General features: G+C 59.7%; 28 protein-coding genes. 10 read left to right on the top strand and 18 right to left on the bottom strand.

From position 1 onward, the window contains the following. Nucleotides 1–139 precede the first annotated feature (139 nt). Complete coding sequence (locus tag J9870_RS00445) at nt 140–790, top strand: hypothetical protein (RefSeq protein ID WP_210642223.1); 651 nt, start codon at nt 140–142, stop codon at nt 788–790. Between the two features lie 162 nt (nt 791–952). On the opposite strand, the gene J9870_RS00450 is transcribed toward J9870_RS00445, so the two are convergent. The 3 genes from J9870_RS00450 to J9870_RS00460 form a co-directional block, all read right to left on the bottom strand. After that, the gene (locus J9870_RS00450) at nt 953–2,482 is read right to left on the bottom strand and encodes a SulP family inorganic anion transporter (RefSeq protein ID WP_210642224.1); all 1,530 of its coding nucleotides are present in this window, start codon (nt 2,480–2,482) and stop codon (nt 953–955) included. 92 nt (nt 2,483–2,574) lie between these two features. After that, nucleotides 2,575–3,306 (bottom strand): carbonic anhydrase, encoded by a 732-nt coding sequence (locus J9870_RS00455; RefSeq protein ID WP_063323564.1) that lies wholly within the window; start codon nt 3,304–3,306, stop codon nt 2,575–2,577. 208 nt (nt 3,307–3,514) lie between these two features. Next, nucleotides 3,515–4,573, bottom strand: coding sequence for a PA0069 family radical SAM protein (locus tag J9870_RS00460; RefSeq protein WP_210642225.1), 1,059 nt, complete (start codon nt 4,571–4,573; stop codon nt 3,515–3,517). Between the two features lie 194 nt (nt 4,574–4,767). On the opposite strand from J9870_RS00460, the gene J9870_RS00465 reads away from it, so the two are divergent. Then, entirely contained in the window at nt 4,768–5,448 is a 681-nt protein-coding gene (locus J9870_RS00465; RefSeq protein ID WP_210642226.1) for a tyrosine-protein phosphatase, read from the top strand. Here J9870_RS00465 and J9870_RS00470 read toward each other — a convergent pair. The 3 genes from J9870_RS00470 to prlC all read right to left on the bottom strand — a co-directional run bounded on the left by J9870_RS00470 (nt 5,390) and on the right by prlC (nt 9,883). After that, complete coding sequence (locus J9870_RS00470; protein ID WP_210642227.1) at nt 5,390–7,441, bottom strand: M3 family metallopeptidase; 2,052 nt, start codon at nt 7,439–7,441, stop codon at nt 5,390–5,392. The genes J9870_RS00465 and J9870_RS00470 overlap by 59 nt on opposite strands. 115 nt (nt 7,442–7,556) lie before the next feature. Further along, the gene (locus J9870_RS00475) at nt 7,557–7,835 is read right to left on the bottom strand and encodes a YheV family putative zinc ribbon protein (RefSeq protein WP_210642228.1); all 279 of its coding nucleotides are present in this window, start codon (nt 7,833–7,835) and stop codon (nt 7,557–7,559) included. Beyond that, the gene (gene prlC, locus J9870_RS00480; protein ID WP_246883067.1) at nt 7,832–9,883 is read right to left on the bottom strand and encodes an oligopeptidase A; all 2,052 of its coding nucleotides are present in this window, start codon (nt 9,881–9,883) and stop codon (nt 7,832–7,834) included. The genes J9870_RS00475 and prlC overlap by 4 nt, the downstream gene beginning before the upstream one ends. Nucleotides 9,884–9,982: 99 nt before the next feature. Here prlC and J9870_RS00485 point away from each other — a divergent pair, with 99 nt between their 5' ends. After that, nucleotides 9,983–10,528, top strand: coding sequence for a gamma carbonic anhydrase family protein (locus tag J9870_RS00485; protein WP_210642230.1), 546 nt, complete (start codon nt 9,983–9,985; stop codon nt 10,526–10,528). A 123-nt stretch (nt 10,529–10,651) separates the two neighbouring features. Continuing rightward, entirely contained in the window at nt 10,652–11,302 is a 651-nt protein-coding gene (locus tag J9870_RS00490; RefSeq protein ID WP_210642231.1) for an HAD family hydrolase, read from the top strand. A gap of 92 nt (nt 11,303–11,394) precedes the next feature. Here J9870_RS00490 and J9870_RS00495 read toward each other — a convergent pair whose 3' ends face one another. Further along, nucleotides 11,395–12,486 (bottom strand): aminopeptidase, encoded by a 1,092-nt coding sequence (locus J9870_RS00495; protein WP_210642232.1) that lies wholly within the window; start codon nt 12,484–12,486, stop codon nt 11,395–11,397. A 59-nt stretch (nt 12,487–12,545) separates the two neighbouring features. Here J9870_RS00495 and J9870_RS00500 point away from each other — a divergent pair, with 59 nt between their 5' ends. Both J9870_RS00500 and J9870_RS00505 read left to right on the top strand, forming a co-directional pair. Continuing rightward, the gene (locus J9870_RS00500; RefSeq protein WP_210642233.1) at nt 12,546–12,959 is read left to right on the top strand and encodes a hypothetical protein; all 414 of its coding nucleotides are present in this window, start codon (nt 12,546–12,548) and stop codon (nt 12,957–12,959) included. A gap of 40 nt (nt 12,960–12,999) precedes the next feature. Next, nucleotides 13,000–13,425: a hypothetical protein gene (locus J9870_RS00505; protein WP_210642234.1), complete on the top strand. Its 426-nt coding sequence runs from the start codon at nt 13,000–13,002 to the stop codon at nt 13,423–13,425. Nucleotides 13,426–13,431: 6 nt separating this feature from the next. Here the strand turns inward: J9870_RS00505 and J9870_RS00510 are convergent, their stop codons facing one another. Further along, nucleotides 13,432–13,665: a DUF1161 domain-containing protein gene (locus J9870_RS00510; RefSeq protein WP_210642235.1), complete on the bottom strand. Its 234-nt coding sequence runs from the start codon at nt 13,663–13,665 to the stop codon at nt 13,432–13,434. 152 nt (nt 13,666–13,817) lie between these two features. Then, on the bottom strand, nt 13,818–14,249 hold the full coding sequence (locus J9870_RS00515; protein ID WP_210642236.1) for an OsmC family protein: 432 nt from the start codon (nt 14,247–14,249) through the stop codon (nt 13,818–13,820). Between the two features lie 237 nt (nt 14,250–14,486). Here J9870_RS00515 and J9870_RS00520 point away from each other — a divergent pair, with 237 nt between their 5' ends. Beyond that, nucleotides 14,487–15,488 carry an LLM class flavin-dependent oxidoreductase gene (locus tag J9870_RS00520; protein ID WP_210642237.1) on the top strand — a complete coding sequence of 334 codons (1,002 nt, stop codon included), beginning with the start codon at nt 14,487–14,489 and terminating at the stop codon, nt 15,486–15,488. A gap of 53 nt (nt 15,489–15,541) precedes the next feature. On the opposite strand, the gene J9870_RS00525 is transcribed toward J9870_RS00520, so the two are convergent. Further along, nucleotides 15,542–15,766: a DUF1161 domain-containing protein gene (locus J9870_RS00525; protein WP_210642238.1), complete on the bottom strand. Its 225-nt coding sequence runs from the start codon at nt 15,764–15,766 to the stop codon at nt 15,542–15,544. A 115-nt stretch (nt 15,767–15,881) separates the two neighbouring features. Continuing rightward, nucleotides 15,882–16,097, bottom strand: coding sequence for a dodecin (locus J9870_RS00530; RefSeq protein ID WP_003196424.1), 216 nt, complete (start codon nt 16,095–16,097; stop codon nt 15,882–15,884). 155 nt (nt 16,098–16,252) lie between these two features. Here J9870_RS00530 and J9870_RS00535 point away from each other — a divergent pair, with 155 nt between their 5' ends. Next, nucleotides 16,253–16,579 (top strand): DUF883 family protein, encoded by a 327-nt coding sequence (locus J9870_RS00535; protein WP_003196426.1) that lies wholly within the window; start codon nt 16,253–16,255, stop codon nt 16,577–16,579. Here J9870_RS00535 and J9870_RS00540 read toward each other — a convergent pair. Further along, nucleotides 16,552–17,469 carry a LysR family transcriptional regulator gene (locus tag J9870_RS00540; RefSeq protein ID WP_210642239.1) on the bottom strand — a complete coding sequence of 306 codons (918 nt, stop codon included), beginning with the start codon at nt 17,467–17,469 and terminating at the stop codon, nt 16,552–16,554. The genes J9870_RS00535 and J9870_RS00540 overlap by 28 nt on opposite strands. Nucleotides 17,470–17,581: 112 nt before the next feature. On the opposite strand from J9870_RS00540, the gene trpB reads away from it, so the two are divergent. Next, the gene (gene trpB / locus J9870_RS00545) at nt 17,582–18,814 is read left to right on the top strand and encodes a tryptophan synthase subunit beta (protein WP_210642240.1); all 1,233 of its coding nucleotides are present in this window, start codon (nt 17,582–17,584) and stop codon (nt 18,812–18,814) included. Continuing rightward, nucleotides 18,814–19,626: a tryptophan synthase subunit alpha gene (gene trpA / locus J9870_RS00550; RefSeq protein WP_210642241.1), complete on the top strand. Its 813-nt coding sequence runs from the start codon at nt 18,814–18,816 to the stop codon at nt 19,624–19,626. The genes trpB and trpA overlap by 1 nt, the downstream gene beginning before the upstream one ends. A 111-nt stretch (nt 19,627–19,737) precedes the next feature. Here trpA and J9870_RS00555 read toward each other — a convergent pair whose 3' ends face one another. The 6 genes from J9870_RS00555 to J9870_RS00580 form a co-directional block, all read right to left on the bottom strand. Beyond that, nucleotides 19,738–21,699 carry a DUF4105 domain-containing protein gene (locus J9870_RS00555; RefSeq protein WP_210642242.1) on the bottom strand — a complete coding sequence of 654 codons (1,962 nt, stop codon included), beginning with the start codon at nt 21,697–21,699 and terminating at the stop codon, nt 19,738–19,740. Further along, complete coding sequence (locus J9870_RS00560) at nt 21,696–22,016, bottom strand: DUF2388 domain-containing protein (RefSeq protein WP_025216193.1); 321 nt, start codon at nt 22,014–22,016, stop codon at nt 21,696–21,698. The genes J9870_RS00555 and J9870_RS00560 overlap by 4 nt, the downstream gene beginning before the upstream one ends. Before the next feature lie 26 nt (nt 22,017–22,042). Beyond that, the gene (locus J9870_RS00565; protein WP_210642243.1) at nt 22,043–22,351 is read right to left on the bottom strand and encodes a DUF2388 domain-containing protein; all 309 of its coding nucleotides are present in this window, start codon (nt 22,349–22,351) and stop codon (nt 22,043–22,045) included. 107 nt (nt 22,352–22,458) lie between these two features. After that, the gene (locus J9870_RS00570; protein ID WP_210642244.1) at nt 22,459–22,776 is read right to left on the bottom strand and encodes a DUF2388 domain-containing protein; all 318 of its coding nucleotides are present in this window, start codon (nt 22,774–22,776) and stop codon (nt 22,459–22,461) included. Nucleotides 22,777–23,103: 327 nt separating this feature from the next. Beyond that, nucleotides 23,104–23,319 carry a DUF1127 domain-containing protein gene (locus J9870_RS00575; protein ID WP_003187014.1) on the bottom strand — a complete coding sequence of 72 codons (216 nt, stop codon included), beginning with the start codon at nt 23,317–23,319 and terminating at the stop codon, nt 23,104–23,106. 318 nt (nt 23,320–23,637) lie between these two features. Further along, a complete protein-coding gene (locus J9870_RS00580) occupies nt 23,638–25,131 on the bottom strand; it encodes an acetyl-CoA hydrolase/transferase family protein (protein ID WP_210642245.1) in 1,494 nt (497 codons plus the stop codon). Nucleotides 25,132–25,290 lie beyond the last annotated feature (159 nt).

A 25,290-nucleotide genomic window follows, 5' to 3' on the forward strand; every position in this document is an offset into this window, starting at 1 on the left:
CGAACCTGAGTGATGGCAAACCGATATAACTTATGATGTATCAAGGATGAGACGGTTATGAAAAATAGGTCTTAGGAGTGTTTTTGCGCCAGCTAAGTTATGTCTTCCCTATTTCATTGCCTTGTTTCCTGGAGTTTTCATGAACACCGCCGCATTGCGCGAGCAGATCGAAAAAGCCCAACAACACGAAGCCGAGACCGGCCAATTGACCCGTCAGCTGGAAGCCCAGTTGCCGAACCTGCACGCCGCCATTCAACTGCCGGACATTGATGCCAAGGGCGTCATGACTCGCTTTGTCACCGCTTATATCGAGCAGGTGCCGGACCTGCTGGATGCCGCCAACGAGGTGGCTCGCGAGGCCGGCATCGAATCGCAGATCAAGCCGGTGCTGAAAATCGCCGAGCAGTTTTTCCTCCAGCCGCCCAAGTTGATGGAAGGCCACGTCGGCCTGGACGGCCTGTTGGATGAGGCCTACCTGGCTCACCGGCTGGTGGAGGAGGTCAACGATTTGTACATCAAGCATTTCAGCCAACCGCTGATCCCGCTGGACATGACGGTCGCCAACCTGATCGCTCACCATTTGATCGGCGAACCGTTCGCCAACCAGTTGGATGAAGCCGTGCACCACGCGGTGGATGAAATGCTCGACGAAGACAGCTTTGCGCTGGAGTCGGTGGAGACTTACCGTGACAAGCTGGGCAGCCCGGACACCGGCGCTGCCTGGAAGCGCTGGCCTTGCCTGTCGCGCCAGTTGGGCGTTGGGCTGGAGCTGGATCAGCCAGCGGCTTGATTCCGCAGAAACACAGACCCCTGTGGGTGTTCACAATAATTGTGTTCACCGAAAAACCCTGTGGGAGCGAGCTTGCTCGCGATTGCATTGGACCAGCAACATCGAAGTTGGCTGATACACCGCTATCGCGAGCAAGCTCGCTCCCACATTTGGACTTGAGTGTCAGGCAGAGGCTGCGCCAACCCCTACCGTGGTACGCAACCGCCCTTCCAACCTGCGCTTGAGCCCACGGGATTCGATCAGCAGCTTCGAGCCCTTGCTGGCATTCGCCCGGCCCCACTCTTCCAACAATTCCAGGCATGAATGGTCGATGTAGCTCAGGTTATTGAGCGGCACATGCACGGTCGCGCCTGTCGGTATGGTGCCCAGCACCTGGGTCAGTGCCGGGACCTTGAGGAAGGTCGCCGCGCCTACCAGCCGCAGCTCCATCTCACCGTCCTTGGGGAGGTCGATCAGGCTGATTTTCAGGCGCGAGGCTTTCCAGGCCAGTTTTGCCAGGGTCAGGCCGAAACCGATCAGCACGCCAGTCAGCAGGTCGGTAAAGATGATTGCCAGGGCCGTCGCGGCATAAGTGAACATCGGCATTCGGCCATAGCGGCCCAGGCTGCGAAATGCCTTGAGGTCCACCAGTTTGAAACCGGTGTACACCAAAACACCCGCCAGGCTTGCCACTGGAATGCTCTGCAGCACGCTGGACAGCAATAGCACGAAGAGCAACAACCAAAGGCCGTGGAAAATCGTCGACATCCGAGTGGTGGCCCCGGCCTGGACGTTGGCCGAGCTGCGCACGATCACCCCGGTCATCGGCAAGGCGCCGAGCAGGCCGCAAAGCATATTACCGATACCCTGGGCCGACAGTTCGCGGTCAAAGTCCGCACGTTCACCGCTGTGCATGCGGTCCACGGCAGCGGCCGACAACAGGGTTTCGGCGCTGGCAATGAAGGCCACGGCGAACGCGGCGATCAGCAACGTGGGATCGGCCAGGTTCAGCAGGTCCGCCGGGCGCAGCCAATCAATGGCTTCGGCGAGATTTTCCGGGACTTCCACACGCTTGACCTGCAAGGCCAGCATCAGGCTGGCGATGGTCGCCAAGCCTACACCGAGCAGCGCGCCGGGGATGAAGCGCAGGCTGTGGGGGCGAAACTTTTCCCACAACCACATCACCGCAATCGTCGACAGACCGAGCAGCCCGGCCTGCCAGCCGAAGGACGGCAACGCCTGAGCCACTGCCGCCGGGAACGCCGTCAGGTTATCCAGCCCTGAAGGTTTGGGCGCCGCGTCGAGCATCACATGGACCTGGGACAATACGATCAGCACGCCGATACCCGCCAGCATCCCGTACACCACCGCAGGCGCGGTCACCCGGAACCAGCAGCCCAGGCGAAAGCGCCCGGCCAGCAGTTGCAGAAGCCCCGCCAACAGCAGGATCGGCCCGAGCATCGCCACGCCATGCTGGCGCACCAGCTCGAAGACCAGCACCGCCAAGCCGGCGGCCGGGCCACTGACTTGCAGCTTTGAGCCGGCCAGAAAACCCACTACCAGGCCACCGATGATGCCGGTGATCAGGCCTTTGGCCGGCGGCAGGCCGGACGCAATGGCGATGCCCATGCACAAGGGCAGCGCCACCAGAAACACCACCACCGAAGCCAACAGCTCCCGTGGCAGAACAGCTTTTAATTGAGCAGCACGCATGGCGACTCTCCTGCAGTTTTCTTCAGGCATGGCAAGGCCCTACCGCTCAAACAGCGGCAAGGCTTGAACCACACAAGGATGTTTAGGAGTGGTTAGAAGCGCGCTTTGGGCGTCGCCACCGGTATCGGATGGCTGCCATCGAGCGGCAGGAAACGTCCCTGGTCCGCGTCGTAGGCTTTGATCTCGCTGGTTTCGATGTTGTACACCCAGCCGTGGATGAACAACTGACCGTTAGCCATGCGCGAGGCCACCGAAGGGTGGGTTCGCAAGTGTTGCAACTGCGCGATCACGTTCTCTTCGGTGAGGATGGGCATAGTCTGCTTTTCATCACCGCACGGGCAGTTGTCGTGGACCATGGTCTTGGCCACTTCGGCGTGGCGCAGCCAGGCTTTTACCGTGGGCATTTTTTCCAGGGTGTCGGGGTTGAGCACTGCACGCATGGCGCCGCAATCGGAATGGCCACATACAATGATGTGCTGCACACCGAGGGCCAGCACGGCGTATTCGATGGCGGTGGAAACACCACCGTTCATCTGCCCGTAAGGCGGAACGACGTTGCCGACGTTGCGGGTCACGAACAGGTCGCCTGGGGAGCTATGGGTGATCAATTCGGGCACGATGCGCGAATCGGCGCAGGTGATGAACATCGCCCGGGGTTTTTGGGCGGTGGCGAGTTTCTTGAAGAGTTCTTCCTGTTGCGGAAAGATCTCGTGATGGAAATGCAAAAAGCCGTCAACAATATGCTGCAGCGCTGCATCGGCGGTTTCCGCCTCCGGTTGGGCTGAAGCCGACGCAGCCAACGGCTGTTTATCCTTGTCACTCATGATTCATCCTCTTTGAGACGCCAGTGGCTGGTTAAAAAACGTCCAGGTCGAAATCCCCGACCTGTCAGTCACTCGATGAACAAGGTAGCGGCCGAAACTTAACTCAAACTGAATCGAAGGCTCTAGGACGTATCTTCCGAGGTATGAACAATGCACGTGAAGCGCCTGAACGCTCGGTGTTCGAAACCCAATTTACGGTCAACTGTATTTAAATCAAGGACATCTGTCGGCCCGGCGGACAAAAGGCCTGGCAATCGAGATTGTAGCCTTCGCGACGATCGAGCCCCAGGCGCTTGATCGCTTTGCTGAAGCGCTGGGCCAGGAGGTCGGCGAAAGGGCCTTCACCGCGCATTCGAGTACCGAACTGGCTGTCGTAGAGCTCGCCGCCACGGCTCTGGCGGACCAGGCTCAGCACATGGGCGGCGCGCTGCGGGTAGTGCGCTTGCAACCATTGTTCGAACAGCGGCGCCACTTCCAACGGCAGGCGCAACATGATGTAGGCGGCACTCTGTGCGCCAGCGGCATGGGCCTCGGCCAGCAGGCTTTCGATCTCGCTGTCATTGATCATCGGGATCATCGGCGAACACAGCACGCCCACAGCAATACCCGCCTCGCGCATGACCTTGATCGCCCGCAGCCGCGCCTTGGGTGTCGCCGCACGGGGTTCGAGAATGCGCTTGAGTTCATCGTCCAGGGTGGTAAGGCTGATCATCACCGCCACCAGGCGCTGCTGCGCCAGTTCGGTCAGCAGGTCCAGGTCGCGCAGGATCAGCGAGCCCTTGGTCACGATAGTCACCGGATGACGGTAGCGCAGCAGCACCTCCAGGATTCTGCGGGTGATTCGCTGTTCGCGTTCGATGGGCTGGTAAGGGTCGGTATTGGAGCCCAGGTTGATCGGCGCACATTGATAGCCGCGCTTGGACAGCTGTTGCTCCAGCACATCGGCGGCGTTGGTCTTGGCGATCAGCTTCGTTTCGAAATCCAGCCCGGGCGACATGTCCCAGTAAGCATGGCTGGGCCGCGCATAGCAGTAGATGCAGCCGTGTTCACAGCCACGGTAGGGATTGATGGAGCGATCGAAAGGAATATCCGGCGAGGTGTTGCGGGTGATGATGGTCTTGGCCAGCTCAATGCGCACTTCGGTGCCTTGGGTAGGCGGGACTTCCTGATACCAGCCGTCATCTTCGGCCACCGAGCGATTCGGGGCAAAGCGGTTATGCGGGTTGGTCGCGGTGCCGCGGCCGCGGGGTGGAAGGGAGGCTGTCATGGGCATACTCCGAATTGCTGTATGTGCATACAGTATTCGTTGTATTCGATTAAGGCCAGTGCCATTCAGCGGCCTGGCCTGCGCTGCAATAAGCCCTGGCTGAGCGTTCACAACGCTTTGACGTTCTCCTCACAGGCTTTTAACCGGGGCGAGACGAAACTGAACGCTTCGATTTTTTCGTTTCCGGTCCACACATGCCCAAGCGTCCTTTCCGTTCACTGCTCTGCCTGACGTTACTCATCCTGTTTGCTGACTCTGTGGTCCAGGCGGCTGACTTCGCAGAGTCCAGACCTGCTGACTGGGCCCAGCCGGTGGAAAAGCATTACAACCTTTACCAGATGTCGCCGACGCTTTATCGCAGCTCCTTGCCGGACGGTGGTGCCTTGCCCCTGCTGACGAAACTCAAGATCGGTACGGTCATCACGTTTTTGCCGGATTCGGATGCAAGCTGGTTATCCGTCCCCGGTATCCAGCAAGTGCAGTTGCCTTATCGCACCAATCATGTCGACGACAGCGACATACTCAAGGCCCTGCGCGCCGTTCAGGCGGCCGAAGCCAAGGGGCCGGTGCTGATGCACTGCAAGCACGGGTCAGACCGCACCGGGCTGGTGGCAGCCATGTACCGGGTGGTCGTGCAGGGTTGGAGCAAAGAGGACGCCTTGAACGAAATGACGGAAGGCGGCTTCGGTGACAGCCATCACTTCAAGGATGGGGTTCGCTACGTGGTGCAGGCCGACGTCGAAAAACTTCGTGCTGCATTGGCCAACGGCGATTGCAGCACCAGCGTCTTTGCACTTTGCTCGCTGAAAAGCTGGGTCAATTCGACCACGACGGCCCGTCACCTTGACCCCCAGATGAGCCTTCCCGAGCAATGATTGGCGGCGTGCCTGAAAAGGCCGCGATGGATTCGGACAGCGGTCGTGAATCGCCCGGCCCGAAGATTGTTTCGCGCAAAGCCTGACCGGTTGCCGCGTTGAACACCCCGTCGCGCTTGAATCGCTGGAACACGGTGAGCGCTAATTCCTTCGACCAGGCATAGGCGTAAATCCTGGCCGCATAGCCGGTCACCATGTAATCCAGGCCATTGGGCCAGCGTTCGTTCGCGGACACGGGCAAATGCCCGAAGTGCGCGTTGATCTGATCGAACACCTGCTGGACGGTGCGCCCATCGCCATGGCTCTGGTGCAGTTCCATATCGAACAGTGCGTTGCGCAGCAGCAGGGCGGTTTCCCAACTGGCCTGGGTGTTGGCGAAGGTCAACAATTGATCAGCGATCTTGTCAGGCATCGCCGCACCCGTCTGGTAGTGCTTCGACACGCGGACCAGGCATTGCTTGGAGAAGCACCACTGTTCGAACAACATGCCGGCAAACTCGGACGTATCGCGGGACAGGTCGGTGATGCCGGAAACGTCGCGGTACTCTGCCCGGGTCAGTACATGCTGCAGGCAATGGCCGAACTCATGGAACAGAATGCGCAACTGCAGGTGGTCGAGCACGGCCGGCTGGTCGCCTGAGCCGCGTGGCAGCCAGCCATGCAGGATGGCGATAGGGTGCCGAGGGCGTCCCTCGGCGGTGACGTAGCGGTTTCGCAGGGTGGTGGTATTGGGATAACCGTTGCGGGTCGCATCGCCGAACGGATCGAAATACAGGTAGCCAATGACCAGCTCCCACTCGCGGACTTCGAAAAGACGCACCTCGGGATGCCAGGTTGTTACATCCTGACGCTCGATGAAATCCACCCCGAACAGCTCCTTGGCGATCAGCAGTAGCTGGGCAAACGTCGACTCCAGGGGAAACCAGGCGCTGAGGGCATGCCGGGAGGTTCCCGTCACCTGCTGGCGAAGCTTTTCCGCCAGGTACGGACAATCCCAGGGCTGGAGCTCACTGAAACCCTGCTGGCGGGCAAATGCCTTGAGCTGTTCTGCGTCGTTGGCAAAAGCGCCTTGGTGCAGGGCCAGCTGCCCTCGCAGGAATGTCGTGACCTGTTCGGCGGACTCGGCTTGCTCTGGTTCGACAGCCATCTGAGCGAAATTCCCGTAGCCGAGTGAGGTCGCGTAGCGGTGACGGTCCTCCAGCAATTGCTTGAGTACCTTGCCGTTGTCGAACTGGCCGGCCTGGGGGCCCTGGTCCGATGCGCGGGTGCTGTAGGCCACATACAGCTCTTGGCGCAAAAGGCGATTGTCGGCATAGGCCGTGACGATGCCAAATGACTCGTCGTTGAGCGTCAGCAACCATCCCGTGCGTCCGGCTTCGCGCGCCTGGCGGGCCATTTGCTGCTTGAAAGCGCTGGGCAGGCCACTCAATTGGGCCTCATCGTCGAAGGTTTTACTCCAGGCGTTATTGGCTTTGTGCAGGTTTTCCAGAAACAGCTGTTGAGCCCCTTGGATGCGACGCTTCAAGGCGACCAGGTCGGCCTGAGCAGTGGGGGCCAGAAAATTCTGGCGAAACTGTCGCAGGATTTTTTCCAGGACGCGTTTACGTGCCGGTTCGAAATGCCGGGCAATCTGGCTGTCTGCCAGGCGCTGATAAAGCTGGAACAGTTGCGGATGCTGTCTCAGCCAGCGCTGGAAATCATGCAGCCGCTCTGTGCAGTCCAGTGAGGCCTGTGCCCATTCGTCTCCCGTCCTGGTCGAGGCCAGAAGATCCAGCAGCGCGTCGAAACCTTCCAGCCGCGTGTGGATTTCATCCATGGCCAGCACCAGGTCGTCCCAGGTGGGAAACGCTGCCTGGGTCTTGATGATATGGGCCGCCTGGACGCGGCTTTCGGCAAGGATCCGGTCGAGGGCCGGTGAGAAATGCCTGGCTTGGATCCGGGCAAAAGGCGGCAGGTCATAGGCCTGCAACAGCGGGTTGTCAGCGTGGGGCATGGAAGCCTTCCTGTCTGTGGACTTGATGAACAAGTCTGGGCAGGAAGGCCGCAAGCGCGGCGGTATATATGTATCGCTTCCGGGCCAGGCGGCCCGGAAGGTGATGCCGAAGATTTCAGTCGGGTTTTTTCTTCAACTTGGGGTTGGGGAAAAACTGTACCGCCTGAACCTTGGCATCCGGCACCTTAAGCGCCGACGTATTGACCCGGGTGCCCAATTCCTTGGGCACCGACAGACCTTGTTCGTTGAGCGTGTCGGAATAACCGCAGGCCACACATTCGCGGTGCGGCACGCCGTCTTCACTCCACATCATCAACTTGTCCGGCTCACTGCACGCCGGGCAGACCGCCCCGGCGATAAAGCGTCTCTTGGTAATCACAGGCCCCTCGCTCATGCTGCCGCGTCCTCGGTCAGGCCGCTGTGGCGCAAGAGTGCGTCAATCGACGGCTCACGGCCACGGAAGTCGACGAACAGCACCATCGGCTCCTGGGAGCCACCACGGGCCAGGATTGCCTCACGGAAGGCACGACCGGTGTCGGCGTTGAGCACGCCGTCCTCTTCGAACTTGGAGAACGCATCGGCCGACAACACTTCTGCCCATTTGTAGCTGTAATAACCCGCCGCGTACCCGCCCGCGAAAATGTGCGCGAAGCTGTTGGGAAAGCGGTTGTAGGCCGGCGGACGCATGACCGACACCTCATCGCGCACCCCTTCAAGCACTTGCGCCACGCTGCGACCGTCGCCGTGGGTAGCGTGCAGTTCGAAGTCGAACAGAGAGAACTCCAACTGGCGGACCATCATCAGGCCGGACTGGAAGTTTTTCGCCGCGAGCATTTTTTCCAGCAGGTCCTGGGGCAGCGGCTCACCGGTTTCGTAGTGGCCGGAAATCAGCGCCAGGCCTTCAGGCTCCCAGCACCAGTTCTCCATGAACTGGCTCGGCAGCTCCACGGCATCCCAGGCCACGCCGTTGATGCCGGACACGCCAGCGTGCTCGACGCGGGTCAGCAAGTGGTGCAGGCCATGGCCGAACTCGTGGAACAGGGTGGTGACTTCGTCGTGGGTCAGCAGCGCCGGTTTGCCGCTGTCGGCCGGGGTGAAGTTGCACACCAGGTTCGCCACAGGGCTTTGCAACACGCCATCGATCGTTCGGCGACGGTCGCGGGCGCCGTCCATCCAGGCGCCGCCACGCTTGTTGGCGCGGGCGTAGAGGTCGAAGAAGAAACGCCCGACGTGCTGGCCGTTTTCCTTGATTTCGAACAGCCGCACGTCTGGATGCCAGGTGTCGAAGCCTTTGAGTTCAGTGATCTCGATGCCGTAAAGGCGTTGCACGATGGCGAACAGACCGCCCAGCACCTTATCGATCGGGAAATACGCACGCAGGGCTTCCTGGGCCACGCTGTAACGCTGCTGGCGCAGTTTTTCACCGTAGAAACCGCTGTCCCAGCTTTGCAGGTCGGGGCAGCCCTGTTCGGCGGCGAAGGCCTTCAGTTGTTCCAGGTCCAGGGCGGCAAACGGTTTGCTGCGCTTGGCCAGGTCCCGCAGGAAACTGAGCACCTGGTCGCTGGATTCAGCCATTTTGGTCGCCAGGCTCAATTCGGCGAAGTTGGCGAAACCCAGCAGTTGGGCCAGTTCCTGGCGCAGGTCGAGGATCTGCTCCATCATCGGGCCGTTGTCGTTCTGGCCGGCATTCGGGCCTTGGTCGGAGGCGCGGGTGCAGTACGCTGCGTAGACTTCTTCACGCAGGGCGCGGTCTTCGGCGTAGGTCATCACTGCGTAGTAGCTGGGGAATTCCAGGTTGATCAGCCAGCCGTCCAGCTCTTTGGCCTGGGCGGCCGCGGCCATTTGCGCCTTGGCCGAATCGGTCAGGCCGGCGAGGGTGGCTTCGTCGGTGACGTGCTTGGTCCAGGCCTGGGTTGCGTCCAGCAGTTGGTTGGAGAAACGGCTGCCCAGTTCGGACAGTTTGCTCTGCACCTCGGCGTAGCGCTTCTGCTGCTCGGGTGGCAGGTCGATGCCCGACAGGCGGAAGTCTCGCAGGGAATGCTCGAGGATGGTTTTTTGCGCGACGTCGAAACCGGCGGCTTCAGGGCTGCTCGCCAGGGCTTCGAACGCCTGGAACAACTCGCGGTTCTGGCCCAGTTCGGTGGAATAGGCACTCAGTGCTGGTAAGCAGGCCTCGTAGGCTTCACGCAGTTCGGGGCTGTTGCGCACGGCATTCAAATGGCTCACCGGACTCCAGGCGGCGCCCAGGCGATCATTGAGCTCGTCCATCGCCAGCACCAGGCCGGCCCAGGTCGGCTGCGTGCCCTGGTTCTTGAGGATCTCGGCGATGGCGGCACGGTTGTCAGCCAGGATCTGCTCGATGGCCGGCTGCACGTGCTCGGCACGGATCGTCGAGAATGGCGGCAGGTCGTAGGACTGCAAAAGAGGGTTGTTCACGCTCACGGTTGACACCTTGGCTGGAAGAAACATGGGCCCATCTTAATTACAATCGACGTTCACCGCAGCTAGCAGCCGCTATTGCCAGAAGAGAGAGAGCCTATCGTGACCCTTCGCACGTACCAGAATCACCGCCCACGGCTTGCCCGCGGCGCTTTTGTCGACAGCACCGCGGTGGTGATCGGCGACGTCGAAATCGGCGAAGACAGCTCCGTCTGGCCGCTGACGGTCATTCGCGGCGACATGCACCGCATCCGCATCGGTGCCCGCACCAGCGTCCAGGATGGTTGCGTGCTGCACATCACCCACGCCGGCCCCTTCAATCCCGATGGCTTCCCGCTGTTGATCGGCGACGACGTGACCATCGCCCACAAAGTCATGCTCCATGGCTGCACCGTGGGCAGCCGCATCCTGATCGGCATGGGCAGCATCGTCATGGACGGCGCGGTGGTCGAAGATGATGTGATCATCGGCGCCGGCAGCCTCGTACCGCCGGGCAAACGCCTGGAAAGCGGCTTCCTGTACGTGGGCAGCCCGGTGAAACAGGCCCGGCCACTGACCGACAAGGAACGCGCCTTCTTCACCTACAGCGCGGCGAACTACGTGAAGCTCAAGGACCTGCACCTGGCCGAAGGCTACGACCAGCCCTGAATCGTTGGTCACCGCCCCCTACTTGTCTGATTCATCGTGGCGAGGGAGCTTGCTCCCGCTTGACCGGGCTGGCGCTCCAGTGCGAGGCACCCACAACGTCGCGATACCGTCCCAGGAACTGCCATGCATTACCAGACCGTACTGTTCGACCTCGACGGCACCCTCACCGACCCTCGCGAGGGCATCACCCGTTCGATCCAATTCGCCTTGAGCAAACTGGGCATCGACGAACCCGACCTGACCCGCCTCGAACACTTCATCGGGCCGCCGCTGTTGCAGGCCTTCATGCAGTTCTACGATTTCGACGAAGCGAAAGCCTGGGAGGCGGTGAATTTCTATCGCGAGCGGTTCAAGGTCACCGGGCTGTACGAAAACCGGGTCTTCGATGGCGTGATGCCTCTGCTGGAAACCTTGGGCGACCAAGGGCGGCAACTGTACATCGCCACCTCCAAGCCCTGGGTTTTCGCCCGGGAAATCGCCCGGCACTTCGACTTCGCCCGGCACTTCAAGGTGATCTATGGCAGTGAACTGGACGGCACCCGCACCAACAAGGTCGAGCTGATCGCCCACCTGATGGCTGAAGAGGAGCTCGAACCGACCAGCACGTTGATGATCGGCGACCGCAAACACGACTTGATTGGAGCTCGCAGCAATGGCTTGGATGCGGCAGCGGTGGGGTATGGGTTTGGCAGTCATGAGGAGCTGAGTGCCGAGCGCCCGGCGTATCACTTCCAGACGTTGGATGAGTTGCATCAGGCGTTTTTGCGGGGTTAGTCACATTGCTATCGCAGGCAAGCCTTGCTCCCACAAGGGGGTATGTCACTGAGGTCTATTGTGGGAGCGAGCCTGCTCGCGATGAGGCCGGTTCAGTCAACGGACGTCTTCGATTCTGCCAGCGCCTTCAATGCCGCTTTGCGCTCATCAGCAGGCAACTTGCCTAGCTTTTCCACAGCGGCATAAAACGCAGTCCAGTCCTTGCGCTCTTGCTGGAACAGCGCCGCAAACGCCGGCACCCACTGGTCATACAAACCAAACGGTAATAACCGTGCATTGTTCAGTGGCGCATAGACCCAGGCGTCATAGCGCTTGTCGCCTGCCCACTGGCTGTCGCGCAGTTGCTGATAGTCGGCGCGCAGGCGGTCGAATTCCTCTGCTTTGCGTTGGCGCATCTGTTCGGCCGGCAGGGGCAGGGTGTAGAGCTTTTCCAGGCGCTGGCGGGTGTCGAGGATCAGTTGGATGAACTGGTCACGCTGGCGCAGCTGTTTGCCGTTATCCGGCGCTAGCCCGCGGCTGGCGCGCCATTGCCGGGTGCCCTCCTGTTCGACGAAGGTGGCGAAGGATTCGTTGAATTCAGTGTCGTCCTTTACATAGAACCGCTGGTGCGCCAGTTCATGAAAGATCAGCGTCGCCAGGCGTTCGTCGCCCCAATGCATCATCGAACTCAGGATCGGGTCGTTGAACCAGCCCAGCGTCGAATAAGCCTCTACGCCGCCTATCGACACATCCATGCCCTGCAAGCGCTGCAACGCGGCCTCGCCACGGGCGGCGCCCTGGCTGTAGTAGCCGCGATACGCCACGCAACCGGCAATCGGGAAGCAGTGGTTTTGCGGTGCCAGGGAAAACTCTGGCGTGGCGAAGACATTCCAGACGACGAAGGGGCGGCCAATGTCCGCATACAGGCGGTAGCTTCTATTGTCCGGCAGGTGCAGGTGCGCACTGGCGAATGTTCGGGCTTTGCGGGCCTGGGCCAGATGAGCGCGCAATTTGGGATCGCGGGCGGGGTCGGCAATCACTTGGTCAATCGGCTCGCGGGCCTGCAACAGTCGCAGTTGCCCGCTAGCGAGCTGACTGTAGTAACCGACGCTTGCACAACCGTTGAGTGACAAAAGCAGGAGGCCTGGAAACAAAATCCGGAAAACACGGTCGAGTAACCGATGGCTTGAACGTGGCCTGATCAATTGGAATCACCCTGGGAAAGTCTGCCCACAAGACTATCTCGCCTGCCTGGAGCTTCGCTATGCGCGTGTTGATGCTGACGAGTGGCCTGTTGCTGCTGACCGGTTGTGCCGGTTTGCCTGACCCTGATCCATCCCAAGCTTGGATCGACCTGGGAAACCATCAGGACACCGCCCTGCAAGCGCTGGAAGTCGATGACAAAACATCCGTGGACCGACGTTATTTTGAAGTGCAGCCCGGCAGCCATGAGCTCACGGTGCGCTATCAGTTTGCCGTCGACCCCGGCAACATTGGCCCGGATGCCGAGCCGCTTTGGCGCGATTGCCGGTTGAACGTGAAGTTCAAGGACTTTAACGCCGGCCAGCGCTACCAGTTGCAGGCCGGCAGCATCGGGTTCCGGCCATGGGCCAAGCTATACGATCAACAGCGCAAAGTGGTCGGGCAAGGTACACCGGCGGGCTGCCAGCAAAGCTGATCGGCGTTATGCTCATGGCCTGAATTTCAGGAAGCACACCATGCGCCTACACATGCTGTTACTGGCTCTCGTCTCTATGGGCGGTTGCGCATCGAGCCCGCTACCCTCGGTCGATCCGAACATGGCCTGGGTCGATTTCGCGACACCTGCGCCGGGCGGCAAGGTGTTAATGGCTGAAAAACTGGATGGCCAACGATTGCGGGACGGACGCTTCTTCCAGGTTTCGCCGGGCAGTCATGAATTGGAAGTGCGTTTTGACTTCGAGGTTTTTGGCGGTGGGGGGCTGGGAATGCTAAGCGAGCCTCAAGAACGACTGTGCTACCTGACCGTGCGATACGATCATTTCGAGGCCGGCCAGCGCTATCGCCTGGAGGCGCGCAACCTGGCGTTCACCCCCAGTGCCCGGCTCTATAATGCCAAGCGAGAAATTGTTGCCGAAGATCGTCAAGACCACTGCATTCCGTAGCGTTTCTTAACCATCGTTCTTCTGGTAAATGATTTTCTTCGTACCGTTCTCGCAACTGCCCACCACCATGTTCTGGTCGTGGACCTCGTCGTTGGTGACGATTTCCAGCGTGTAGGACGACACGTTATTTGCCTGAATCTTCGCTTCGATTTCCGCTTTCAGTTCCTCACAGGATTTGGGCGCCGCAAGGGCTGATGTAGCGAATGCACAACCGATGACTACCAGGGCAAATCGTTTCATGTACGAATTCCTCATTGCAGCGCGCACTGCCTATGCGCTGAAACTGCAGGTGTGCATTCGACCACAATTGCGTCAGTGGAAACAGATCGCCCATCCTCGGAAAAATCGCAGCCTTCAGCAATGCCTGCAAAGGCTGCGATCCCTTCAACGCCTCAGCTCACCAGTGTCGCATCCAATGTGATCCTTGCATTCAGCACCTTGGAAACCGGGCAACCTTCCTTGGCCTTTGTGCTCAGCGCGTCGAATTGTGCCTGGGTGGCGCCAGGGATTTTCGCCTTCAGTACCAGCTTCACCGCCGTAATCGCAAAACCGCCATCGACCTGATCCAGAGTCACTTCGGCGTTGGTGTCGATACTGTCGGCCTTGAGCCCGGCATCGCCGAGGATCATTGAAAATGCCATGGAAAAGCAGCCGGCATGGGCCGCGCCGATCAGTTCTTCAGGGTTGGTCCCCTTGCCACCCTCGAAGCGGGCCTTGAAACCATAGGGTGCTTCGCGCAACACGCCGGTTTCCGTGGAGATGGAACCGATGCCGGTTTTCAGGTCGCCTTCCCAGTGAGCCGATGCTTTCTTGATGATAGCCATGTCTGCCTCCTCAATATCCGGCGCGAGGTTCGCGCCTGGGTGTTTTTCGTTGTCAGGGTTGTGAGGATAGACCGCCCAATAAAGTTCATCCTGTCGATTAGCCGACCGATTTAGTAGGAAAATTCGCTGCTGCTATTGAAACTCGGGTATATGCCCACATTGCATGGAACACACCTATAGAAACGGCAGGCTTTTGCCCGTAGGAAAAGCCCGGAACGCCGTTGGAGATCCCGGCCCATGAAACAGCTGTCCGAAGTGAAATTCTCAACCCTCGATCTGGTGCCTGTGCGCGCCGACGGCAACGCCGCCCAGTCCTTGCGTAATTCTCTGGACCTGGCACAGCACGTGGAAAAGTACGGCTACACCCGCTTCTGGGTGGCCGAGCACCACAACATGGATGGCATCGCCAGCTCCGCGACCGCCGTGCTGCTGGGCTATCTGGCGGGAGGCACTTCGACGATTCGCGTCGGCTCCGGCGGGGTGATGCTGCCCAACCATGCGCCGTTGATCATCGCCGAACAGTTCGGCACTCTGGAAAGCCTTTACCCCGGCCGAATCGACCTGGGGCTGGGCCGTGCACCCGGCTCCGACCAGATGACGGCCCGGGCGTTGCGTCGCGAACGCTCCGGCAGTGCTGACGATTTCCCCGAGGACGTGGCTGAGCTGATGCGCTATCTCGGTCCGCGCACCCCGGATCAACGCATCATCGCCATGCCTGGCACCGGCACCAACGTGCCGGTATGGCTACTGGGTTCTAGCCTGTTCAGTGCGCAATTGGCCGGTGAACGTGGCTTGCCCTACGCCTTCGCCTCGCATTTCGCACCGCGCTATATGCACGAGGCGATCCGCATTTACCGCAACCACTTCAAGCCGTCGGCGGTGCTCGACAAGCCTTATGTGATGCTCGGCGTGCCGCTGGTAGCGGCGGACACCGATGAACAGGCCGATTACCTGGCGACGTCGGTGTATCAGCGGATCCTGGCACTGATGCGCGGCCAGAGCCTGGTGCAACGTCCGCCGGTCGAATCCATGAACGGTCTCTGGCTGCCCCATGAGAAAGAAGCGGTTGGCGATTTCCTTGGCTTGGCCATGGTCGGTGGTCCGCAGAAGATCCGCGCCAAGCTGGAGGTGCTGATCGAGCAAACCCAGGCGGACGAGCTCATTTTCACCAGCGACCTGTATGAGCATGCCGATCGCTTGCACTCTTATGAGTTTTTGGCGCAGGTCATGAAAGGCTGAACGACGTGCATAAAAAAGCCGACGCGTTGCGTCGGCTTTGACGTACGCGCAGATCAGCCGCGCTTGTAGACGATTTCCTTCGTACCGCTCTCACAGGTACCGACGACTTTTCCGTCAGTCGCTGCGCCTTTATCGACAATTTCCAGCGAATAACCTGACACGCCCTTGGCATCGAGCTTCGCTGCGATTTCGCTTTTCAGCTCCTCACAGGGCTTACCGGCCGCAAATGCACCACCCGCAAGGCTCAGCAAACCCAGGGCCACCATCAACTTTTTCATCGCTCGCACTCCTTGGTCGGATCAAATAGGGCAGGTATAGCAAAGGCATGATGCGCATACCATAGCGCATAGCCATTCCCTATGGCACTCCGCCAGCGTGCAAGTTCACTGTCCCTCAGCTATTCACAATCCGGAACCCGACCTTGAGGGTGACCTGGAAGTGCGCGGCCCGGCCGTTTTCGATGTGTCCGCGGGTTTCCGTGACTTCGAACCATTCCAGGTGCTTGAGGCTTTTGCTGGCTTCGGCCAGGGCGTTGTTGATGGCGTCTTCGATGCTGGTGGGAGACGAGCCGACCAGCTCTACTTTTTTGTACGTGTGATGATCACTCATGAGGTTCTCCTTGGTTGTCTTTAACAGCCTAGCAGCGATTTTTCGCCTTACGTGTGGCGCCGTTTGCGCTTTGAAGTTCAGATTTACTGCACTTTCGGAAACGACCGCAGTCCCAATTCACACACGCCACTCAACCACTGCAGGAGAGAGCCACCATGGCCAGCAATTCGTTACGTAAAGCCTCGTTGCAAAGCATGGAAGCGGAGATCGAGAGTCTGCTCAAGTCGTTGGAAAGCCTGAAGGACGATGCGTCGGACGAGTCGCGTAAGACCCTCAAGTCGCTCAAGGCAAATGCTGAAAACGCGCTGAAACATTCTCGTCATCTGCTGAGCGATGCCTATGAAGAGGTCAAGGTGAAAACCCGTGAAACCGGGATCGCCACGCGCGACTACGCTCAGGAACACCCTTGGACCACGGCCGGTGTCGCGGTCGGGGCGCTGGGTCTGTTGGCCGCTTATTTGTTGTGCAAACGCGGCGACTGAGCTGATCGGCTCAGCTCATGCTTGAGCCATTGCGCCAATTGCCGGGCGCGACCGTCTGCGGCGCGCTTGGGTAGCCACAACGCCAGTCGCGCCGGGGTTTCGTCGAAACCCCATGGCGCGACCAGGCGACCGGCCCGCAGATCTTCTGCCACCAGCGGCTCGGGGGCGATGGCCACGCCCAGCCCGGCAACCGCCGCCTCCAGCAAATAATACAAATGCTCGAACCCCTGCCCGAACTTCAGTGCCTGGGGATCAAGGGCGTTTTGTCGTGCCCAGGTCGGCCAGGCCTGGGGGCGAGACGCGGTATGTAGCAACACCTCGCCCAAGATTGCGCTGGCCGGTGCGCTTTGCAGACGCTCGAACCCAGCGTAGCGCGGGCTCATCACCGGGCCGATCCGCTCGCTGACCAGTTCATACACTTGCATGTCTGCCGGCCAGGGCGGTTCGGCGAACAGCAGCAAGGCATCCAGGCCAGGTCGCCTAGGGTCCAGGTCGCCTTCGCCGGCAGACAGGTGCAAGCGCAAATCCGGCAGGTCGGCATTGAGCCTGCCCAGGCGGGGAATGAACCATCGCGCCAGCAGGCTGCCCGAGCAGCCCAGGACGAACGGAGCATCCGCCGTGCTTTGCGTCAGTTCTGCGCAAACGGAGCGTAAGCGTTCGAATGCGTCGGCGCTGGCGTCGCGCAAACGCATGCCCGCATCTGTGAGTTTCAGGCCGCGACCTTCCTTGATGAACAGGCTAACGCCCAGATGCTCTTCCAGCACCTTCAATTGTCGACTGACGGCACCATGGGTAACGTGTAGCTGTTCAGCCGCCTGACTTACGCTGTTCAGGCGGGCGGTGGCCTCGAAGGCGCGCAAGGCGTTGAGCGGGGGAAGGTCGTGACTCATGAGATCTGTGAGTTTTCCTGACAGGTTGTGGCGATCTTATCGGTTTTCAGCGCGGGATGTCAGGGGTAGAGTGACCCTCATTGTCTTTCTACGCATTCGCTTGGAGCGCCCGATGACCCAGTCTACGACCCCCTTCAACCTGCGCAGTGGTCCCGACGCGAACGGCCTGTTCGGTGCGTTCGGTGGCCGCTATGTGGCCGAAACCCTCATGCCGCTGATCCTCGACCTGGCCCGCGAATACGAAGTGGCGAAGGAAGATCCGGCGTTCCTCGAAGAATTGGCCTACTTCCAGCGTGACTACGTCGGACGTCCGAGCCCACTCTACTTCGCCGAGCGCCTGACCGAATACTGCGGCGGCGCCAAGATCTATCTCAAGCGTGAAGAGCTCAACCACACCGGCGCGCACAAGATCAACAACTGCATCGGCCAGATCCTGTTGGCGCGGCGCATGGGCAAAAAACGCATCATCGCCGAGACCGGGGCCGGCATGCACGGCGTGGCGACCGCCACCGTGGCCGCACGTTTCGGTCTGGATTGCGTGATCTATATGGGCACCACCGACATCGAGCGCCAGCAGGCCAACGTGTTCCGCATGAAACTGCTGGGTGCCGAAGTAATCCCGGTGGTCGCCGGCACCGGCACGCTGAAGGATGCAATGAACGAGGCCTTGCGTGACTGGGTCACCAACGTCGACAGCACGTTCTACCTGATCGGCACCGTGGCTGGCCCGCACCCTTACCCGGCGATGGTTCGCGACTTCCAGGCCGTGATCGGCAAGGAAACCCGCACTCAACTGCAAGCCCAGGAAGGTCGCCTGCCCGATAGCCTGGTGGCATGCATCGGTGGCGGCTCCAACGCCATGGGCCTGTTCCATCCATTCCTGGACGACAAGAGCGTTGAAATCATCGGCGTCGAAGCCGCAGGTTATGGCATCGAGACCGGTAAACACGCGGCGAGCCTGAACGGCGGGGTCCCGGGTGTACTGCACGGCAACCGCACTTTCCTGTTGCAGGACGAAGATGGTCAGATCATCGATGCCCATTCGATCTCCGCGGGCCTCGATTACCCGGGTATCGGCCCGGAACACGCCTGGTTGCACGACATTGGCCGCGTCCAATACACCTCGGTCACCGACGCCGAAGCCCTGGAAGCCTTTCACAAATGCTGTCGCCTGGAAGGGATTATTCCTGCACTGGAAAGCGCCCATGCCTTGGCTGAAGTATTCAAGCGCGCACCGAACCTGCCCAAAGATCACCTGATGGTGGTCAACCTGTCCGGTCGCGGCGACAAAGACATGCAAACCGTGATGCACCACATGGAACAGTCCCAGCAGGAGAAACACTGATGAGCCGCCTGCAAACCCGTTTTGCCGAACTCAAGGAACAGAACCGCGCCGCCCTGGTGACTTTCGTCACGGCTGGCGACCCGGACTACGACACTTCGCTGGCAATCCTCAAGGGGCTGCCGGCGGCTGGTGCCGACGTGATCGAGTTGGGCATGCCGTTCACCGATCCGATGGCCGATGGCCCAGCAATCCAGTTAGCGAACATTCGCGCCCTGGGTGCCCAGCAGAACCTGGCGAAAACCTTGCAGATGGTTCGCCAGTTCCGTGAAGGCAATACCGAGACGCCGCTGGTGTTGATGGGCTACTTCAACCCAATCCACCGCTACGGCGTGCAGCGATTCATTGGCGAGGCACTGGACTCTGGTGTGGATGGCCTGATCGTTGTGGACATGCCGCCCGAGCACAACAGCGAACTGTGTGAACCGGCCCAGGCCGCCGGCCTGGACTTCATCCGCCTGACCACGCCAACCACCGATGACGTGCGTTTGCCGACTGTGCTCAACGGCAGTTCGGGCTTTGTGTATTACGTGTCGGTGGCGGGTGTCACCGGCGCTGGCGCCGCGACGCTGGAACATGTGGAAGAAGCCGTGGCGCGTCTGCGTCGTCACACCGATTTGCCGATCAGTATCGGTTTCGGCATTCGTACGCCGGAGCAGGCCGCTGCCATAGCCCGGTTGGCCGACGGCGTGGTGGTGGGCTCGGCGCTGATCGACCATATCGCCAATGCCGATACGTCGGAACAGGCGATTGATGGCGTGTTGAGCTTGTGTGCCGCCCTGGCTGATGGTGTGCGCAAGGCACGTGTCAGCTGATCTGCATCTGGCTTGCAAAAAGGGGTTCAGAACTTGGTTCTGAACCCCTTTTTGTTGCGTGCAAAGTGCTCGAAGAGCGGCTCCCTCGCCACACACAGGTCAGAGGAGCCATCAAGGCAACTCCAATCCTCCACTGGCCTTGTGCAGCTTGCGCAAATGCTCGCCGATCTCTTTGACATTGGCCTCACTGGCGGCAATCTCAGCGGCGCGGCTCGGCTCAAGCAAAGCCCGGACTTCCTTATCCAGATCGCCAGTCAGCGTTTGCAGCTGTTTCTGACGTGAGCTGCTTTCCGATTCCAGTCGTTGCCACTCGCTAGGTTGTGGCAACCCGTAGCCGCTGCTGCCCAGCAACTCGGCGGGGCGGCTGAGGAAACCACTGTTGGCGAGGATCTGCTGCAGCGTTGCGTTGGCTCTTTCCATGCCGCCGTTCTGCAATTCACGGGCACCGAGGTAGCGCTGTTTGACCTCGTCCTGAGCCAGCAGCAGTTGCCGGCGATAGCTGGCTTGTTCCAACAGCAACAATGCCGCGCTGGTGCGCAGGTCGGCTTGTTCGAACCAGACGCGGCGTTCGGCAGCGTCCAGGGCCAGCCAGTCTTCTACTGTTTGTTGCTTGATGGGCAGGTACTTCTTCAGCACATTGAACATGGCCTGATACCGCTCGCGGAAGGAGTCGAAGCGGTAGCCCAGCCGCAAGGCTTCCTTGGGATCATCCAGAACGCTGGTGTCGGCCATGCCCCGACCCTTGAGTACCTCCAGCAAGCCGTTGGGCATGATGCTGTCCAGGCCCTTGAGTTGCTGGTTATTGCTGCCGCTGCGCAGCAGTTTCAAGCTTTCCACCGCGCAGTTGTTGGATAGGAAGTAATAGTTGCCGTCGTAGCTCCAGTGCATTTCGGCGGCGTGCTCGACGGTTTCCTCGATCTCGGTACGCGACAAATTCAGTGGCACCGACGCCAGGCTGCGCAGCTCGGTCTTGGTGTATTCGTCGATCACTTGGGCCAGCGGCAGTACGAACAGGCGTGACGGGTATTTGCCCACCAGTCCGTCCCAGCTCGACAACTGCACATCGCCCACGAAGGCGCGATACGACAGCACCAGGTGTTGATCCAGATCCAGCCGACAGTCTGGTCCTCGCGGGCGACCTGGTGCGCAGATCACCAGCCGGAGCATGCTGTGGCCCCAGCGGCTGACCCAGTTCTGATTGGCTTCGGCTAGCAGGTAATCGATGGCATACACCCGTTCTGGGTCAACCTTGCCCAGTGGCGTCTTGGCGAAATCGTTACCGGCGTTGAGGAAGGCGAACGACTTGGCACACGTGTCCTTGGCGGCAGGTGCCCAGCCGAAGTGTTCCTGGTAATAGCGATACAGGGCGGGGCGTCGGCAGGCGTAGCTCGGGTCGAGGAGAAAGTACTCCATGTTGACCGCGACGAACTCCTTGGGGCTGCTCGTCTCGTAGAGATCCGGGCTGCGGGCGACCTGGCGGTTATGCTGTTCCCGCTCTCCGCGACGGCCGACGTATTGCGGCCAACCGGCGAGGTCCAGCAAACGTGGGTCATCGCTAAGGGTGAACCGGCGGTCGTTCTGGCCTCGGCACTCATCCGGCAGACCGATGAGCCCAGCGCTGCTGTTGCGCCGGGTGCAACGCTGGATCAGCGCGCGCTCGGCGTCTGGCCATAGGCGCGAACGGTCATAGATGTGGGTCAGTTCATGCAGGACCGTGGCGAGCATTTCCCGTCGCACAGTGCCATGGGGGCGGTGGGTCTTTTGCGTGGCGGCGCTGCCATCGGTGAGGCTGTCGAGCAGGTTGCTATTGAGGTCCAGCTGCGACACCAATGAAGCCTGGCCGTAGGCGTTGGCAGGCATCTGGTCAGTCCAGCCGACATCGATGCGCCGGTCCAGTCGCTCGATGAAGCGTGGCGGCAGGGCCTGCATGGCTTCATCGAGCAGTGCCTGGCTGGCCTGCTGCTGCGCCGGGCTCAAGCCGTCGCCGTTGAGGTGCAGTTGCAGGCCGGCCTGGGCGGTGCCGCCCATGAGCAGCACCAACCCGGCCGCCAGCCAGGCGGCGAGCCGCCTCACAGTGCGAGGATGGCTTCGGCGAGAACCTGGTCACTGGCATCGCGCGCTTCGGGCACGCGGGTGCGCAAGGTGTCGAAGGCGGCCTCAAGATGAGCGCCACGAATCTCACCGTTGCTGGCGACAAAACTGGCCGCATCGTCATGGGCTTCACGGACGATTTTCGAGTCACGGATGGACGTGGTGGTGTCGGACGTGAAATCGATTGTGCGCTGGGAAGCGCGAACGATGATGTTACTGGTGGCTACCAGGGTATGTGCCTGGGCCACATCGGCCAACAACAGCAGGCCTAAGGTGGCAGCAATCAGCGGGCTACGCATGGAACGACTCCGGAGAATAAAGATAACTATTGGACGAGAATTGCTTGTGCCAGTTCAAGGTCGTTGACGTGAAGTTTTGGCTGGGTCCGGCGCAGGTAGTCCAGGGCCGACTCCAGTTGTGCCCCCCGTAATTGTCCGTCACTGGCGATGAATGCCGCAGCGTCATCGTGAGCGGCGACGATCAGTTTATGGTCGAAGGGCGCGGAGGTCACCATGCTTGAGGCATAGCCGCTAACCACCACTTGTTGAGTGGACACATCGAAGGCGTGGGCCGGAATGGACCAGCAAACAGCGCTAAAGAAAAATGCGATGAACAGATCTGAGTAAAAACGCATAAGACTCGACGGTTGATGGCGAGTCCGAAGGCTAGCGCAAACTCCCGGCCCAGAGCCAGTGTTGAAACATCGGAACACGATTGGCGACCCGATGTTTCATGTTCGGATCAGATCACCAGGATGGCTTGGGCCAGCTGCGCATCGGTGGCGTTGAGCTGCGGCGCTTGTTGGCGGATGTACTCCAGGGCGCTTTCCAGCTTCACACCACGGATGGTGCCTTCGCTGGCGACGAAGCTCGCAGCGTCATCACGGGCGGCCTGAACGATTTTGTTATCGCGCAACGACGAGGTTGCGTCCGAGGTGGCGTCGGACGTTGCCTTGAGCGCACCCACGATGGAGTCGGTGGTGACGATAAAGCTGCTGGCATTGGAATGGGCGGCTACGGCCAGTAGGGCGACAGCGCTGAGCAAACGAAGACGGATCATGATGAAGCTCCTTGAATAGAGAGGGAGGCTGGGGCGTGTAACTGGAAGAGAAGACGTATGCTCGACTGGCTTCGCCACGTTGGGTTCGATATTAGGTCAGAACGCAATCGGCTGGCAGCACTTGCAATACCCCGCAGGCGATTTTATCGCGGCGCAGGCCAACTGTACCTGTTGGTTTTTATTTTTTGTAAAACTGTTTTTTCTTGCTGTTGATATGAGAATCAAACCCGGAAACGACAAGACCCGTCGTGGTTTCCCACGACGGGTCTTGTTTGTTCAATTCGGTGCTGGCGGTGGACCCGGTGGGTCAGGGCCAGCGACGCTGAGTTAGCGCCAGAACGGCTTGCTCAGCTCTTCGTAGCGTTGTGCTTCGCTGATACCGGCGTCAGCCAGCAGACGCGAATCCAGACGAGCCAGTTGATGGCGGCTGGCAATGCGGCGCTGCCACAACATCAGGTTAGCAATAACGCGAAGAGGCAGGGAAGCCTGGTTTTTTTCAGCTTTGTCTTCGAAAAACAGCTCGGAACTGAGTGTACGTTCCATGGTTGACATCCTTCCGCTTATGGCGGGATTAGGTAGTGGTTTACTGGTGCCCATGTTCCTCTCGTTTGGCCAGTCTCTCTAGATACAGTTCACTTGTATTGTGAGAGACCAGTTAACTGTTAAAGAGCAGTGTACTGGTCGATATTGAGGCAACTGTACCTATTGGCACTATAATGGTGCATTTTTGAGTAATAATTCATATTTTGTGAGAAAAGACTGTAAGAAAACACCGGTACAGCAGTACAGTTTTTGTCACATCCGAGTCAGATTGCAGAGGGTAACTAAAACTGTATTTGCCATAGCGGTGAACCAGCTGTATCAGACGGCCAACATGCGCCCGGTTTCCTCCAGGTTAAGGTGCCAACTCAGTGCATCGCGCAAGATGTGCGGGGTATGCCCGCCCAGGGCACACGCTGCTTCAAAATACTCACTCAAGGCCTGGCGGTAAGACGGATGCACGCAGTTATCGATGACCACTCGGGCCCGCTCCCGTGGCGCTAGGCCTCGCAGGTCGGCCAAACCGATTTCGGTCACCAGGATGTCGACATCGTGCTCGGTATGGTCCACATGGCTGACCATCGGCACCACACTGGAAATTGCGCCGCCCTTGGCGATCGACTTGGTGACAAAAATCGCCAGGTGCGCATTACGGGCGAAATCCCCCGAGCCGCCGATGCCGTTCATCATCCGCGTGCCGCAGACATGGGTGGAGTTGACGTTGCCGTACAGGTCGAACTCCAACGCTGTATTGATGGCAATGATGCCCAGGCGGCGTACCACCTCCGGATGGTTGGAAATCTCCTGCGGACGCAGGACCAATTTATCCTTATACCGTTCCAGATTGCCGAAGACATCGGCATTGCGTCGAGCTGATAACGTGATGGAACTGCCCGAGGCAAAGCTCAGTTTGCCAGCGTCGATCAGATCGAACGTGGAATCCTGCAGTACCTCGGAGTACATGGTCAGGTCTTCGAACGGAGATTCGATCAGCCCGCACATCACGGCGTTGGCGATATTGCCGATACCGGCCTGCAACGGTCCGAGTTTGTTGGTCATGCGCCCGGCCGCGACTTCCTGCTTGAAGAAATCGATTAAATGATCAGCAATAGCCTGGGTATCGCTATCCGGTGGCAAAACTGTCGAAGGCGAATCGGCTTGGTTGGTGATGACGATAGCGGCAATTTTTTCCGGTGGGATCGGGATCGCGGAACTGCCAATACGGTCATCGACCTTTACCAGGGGAATCGGCGTACGAGTCGGGCGATAGGTCGGGATATAGATGTCGTGCAACCCTTCCAGGTTAGGGTTATGCGCCATGTTGATTTCTACGATCACCTGCCTGGCGAAGATAGCAAAGCTGGCCGAATTACCCACAGAAGTGGTCGGCACGATATGACCCTGTTCGGTGATGGCCACCGCTTCGATTACTGCAATGTCCGGCAGCTTGAGCTGGGCGTTGCGCATTTGTTCGACGGTTTCCGAGAGGTGCTGGTCAATGAACATCACCTCGCCTGCATTGATCGCCTTGCGCAGCGTGCTGTCGACCTGGAAGGGCATGCGTCGCGCCAGCACACCGGCTTCGGTGAGCTCTTTGTCCAGGTCGTTACCCAGGCTCGCGCCGGTCATCAGGCTGATTTTCAGCGGGGTGATCTTGGCACGCTCGGCCAAGGCGTGGGGTACCGCTTTTGCTTCACCGGCGCGGGTAAAACCACTCATGCCGACGGTCATGCCGTCCTGAATCAACAAGGCTGCTTCGGCAGCACTCATCACTTTATTCAACAAAGAGGGCAAGCGGATGCGATCACGGTACATGGGGGATTATCTCGGGCTGGAAGCAAGATGCGCAGTCTATTGAATTCGCGCCGTGCCCGACCCGCTACAAAAGTCGCATTTTGGGCGTCTATTACGGGCGTTTCAGGCAAAACATTATTACCGGATCGGTAACGTTCGGCCTTGATACAAATCAAAACG

This window comes from Pseudomonas sp. Tri1, from assembly GCF_017968885.1.
Taxonomy (GTDB): domain Bacteria; phylum Pseudomonadota; class Gammaproteobacteria; order Pseudomonadales; family Pseudomonadaceae; genus Aquipseudomonas.

Bases quoted from the DNA above. Each gene is read 5' to 3' on its own strand.
- J9870_RS00490 (WP_210642231.1), top strand. From the start codon at position 10,652: ATGCATTACCAGACCGTACTGTTCGACCTCGACGGCACCCTCACCGAC.
- J9870_RS00515 (WP_210642236.1), bottom strand. From the start codon at position 14,249: ATGGCTATCATCAAGAAAGCATCGGCTCACTGGGAAGGCGACCTGAAA.
- J9870_RS00570 (WP_210642244.1), bottom strand. From the start codon at position 22,776: ATGATCCGTCTTCGTTTGCTCAGCGCTGTCGCCCTACTGGCCGTAGCC.
- J9870_RS00470 (WP_210642227.1), bottom strand. From the start codon at position 7,441: ATGCCCCACGCTGACAACCCGCTGTTGCAGGCCTATGACCTGCCGCCT.
- J9870_RS00530 (WP_003196424.1), bottom strand. From the start codon at position 16,097: ATGAGTGATCATCACACGTACAAAAAAGTAGAGCTGGTCGGCTCGTCT.
- J9870_RS00580 (WP_210642245.1), bottom strand. From the start codon at position 25,131: ATGTACCGTGATCGCATCCGCTTGCCCTCTTTGTTGAATAAAGTGATG.
- J9870_RS00450 (WP_210642224.1), bottom strand. From the start codon at position 2,482: ATGCGTGCTGCTCAATTAAAAGCTGTTCTGCCACGGGAGCTGTTGGCT.
- J9870_RS00500 (WP_210642233.1), top strand. From the start codon at position 12,546: ATGCGCGTGTTGATGCTGACGAGTGGCCTGTTGCTGCTGACCGGTTGT.
- J9870_RS00445 (WP_210642223.1), top strand. From the start codon at position 140: ATGAACACCGCCGCATTGCGCGAGCAGATCGAAAAAGCCCAACAACAC.
- J9870_RS00520 (WP_210642237.1), top strand. From the start codon at position 14,487: ATGAAACAGCTGTCCGAAGTGAAATTCTCAACCCTCGATCTGGTGCCT.
- J9870_RS00475 (WP_210642228.1), bottom strand. From the start codon at position 7,835: ATGAGCGAGGGGCCTGTGATTACCAAGAGACGCTTTATCGCCGGGGCG.
- J9870_RS00465 (WP_210642226.1), top strand. From the start codon at position 4,768: ATGCCCAAGCGTCCTTTCCGTTCACTGCTCTGCCTGACGTTACTCATC.
- J9870_RS00505 (WP_210642234.1), top strand. From the start codon at position 13,000: ATGCGCCTACACATGCTGTTACTGGCTCTCGTCTCTATGGGCGGTTGC.
- J9870_RS00460 (WP_210642225.1), bottom strand. From the start codon at position 4,573: ATGACAGCCTCCCTTCCACCCCGCGGCCGCGGCACCGCGACCAACCCG.
- trpB (WP_210642240.1), top strand. From the start codon at position 17,582: ATGACCCAGTCTACGACCCCCTTCAACCTGCGCAGTGGTCCCGACGCG.
- J9870_RS00455 (WP_063323564.1), bottom strand. From the start codon at position 3,306: ATGAGTGACAAGGATAAACAGCCGTTGGCTGCGTCGGCTTCAGCCCAA.
- J9870_RS00540 (WP_210642239.1), bottom strand. From the start codon at position 17,469: ATGAGTCACGACCTTCCCCCGCTCAACGCCTTGCGCGCCTTCGAGGCC.
- J9870_RS00525 (WP_210642238.1), bottom strand. From the start codon at position 15,766: ATGAAAAAGTTGATGGTGGCCCTGGGTTTGCTGAGCCTTGCGGGTGGT.
- J9870_RS00560 (WP_025216193.1), bottom strand. From the start codon at position 22,016: ATGCGTAGCCCGCTGATTGCTGCCACCTTAGGCCTGCTGTTGTTGGCC.
- J9870_RS00565 (WP_210642243.1), bottom strand. From the start codon at position 22,351: ATGCGTTTTTACTCAGATCTGTTCATCGCATTTTTCTTTAGCGCTGTT.
- J9870_RS00575 (WP_003187014.1), bottom strand. From the start codon at position 23,319: ATGGAACGTACACTCAGTTCCGAGCTGTTTTTCGAAGACAAAGCTGAA.
- J9870_RS00535 (WP_003196426.1), top strand. From the start codon at position 16,253: ATGGCCAGCAATTCGTTACGTAAAGCCTCGTTGCAAAGCATGGAAGCG.
- trpA (WP_210642241.1), top strand. From the start codon at position 18,814: ATGAGCCGCCTGCAAACCCGTTTTGCCGAACTCAAGGAACAGAACCGC.
- J9870_RS00510 (WP_210642235.1), bottom strand. From the start codon at position 13,665: ATGAAACGATTTGCCCTGGTAGTCATCGGTTGTGCATTCGCTACATCA.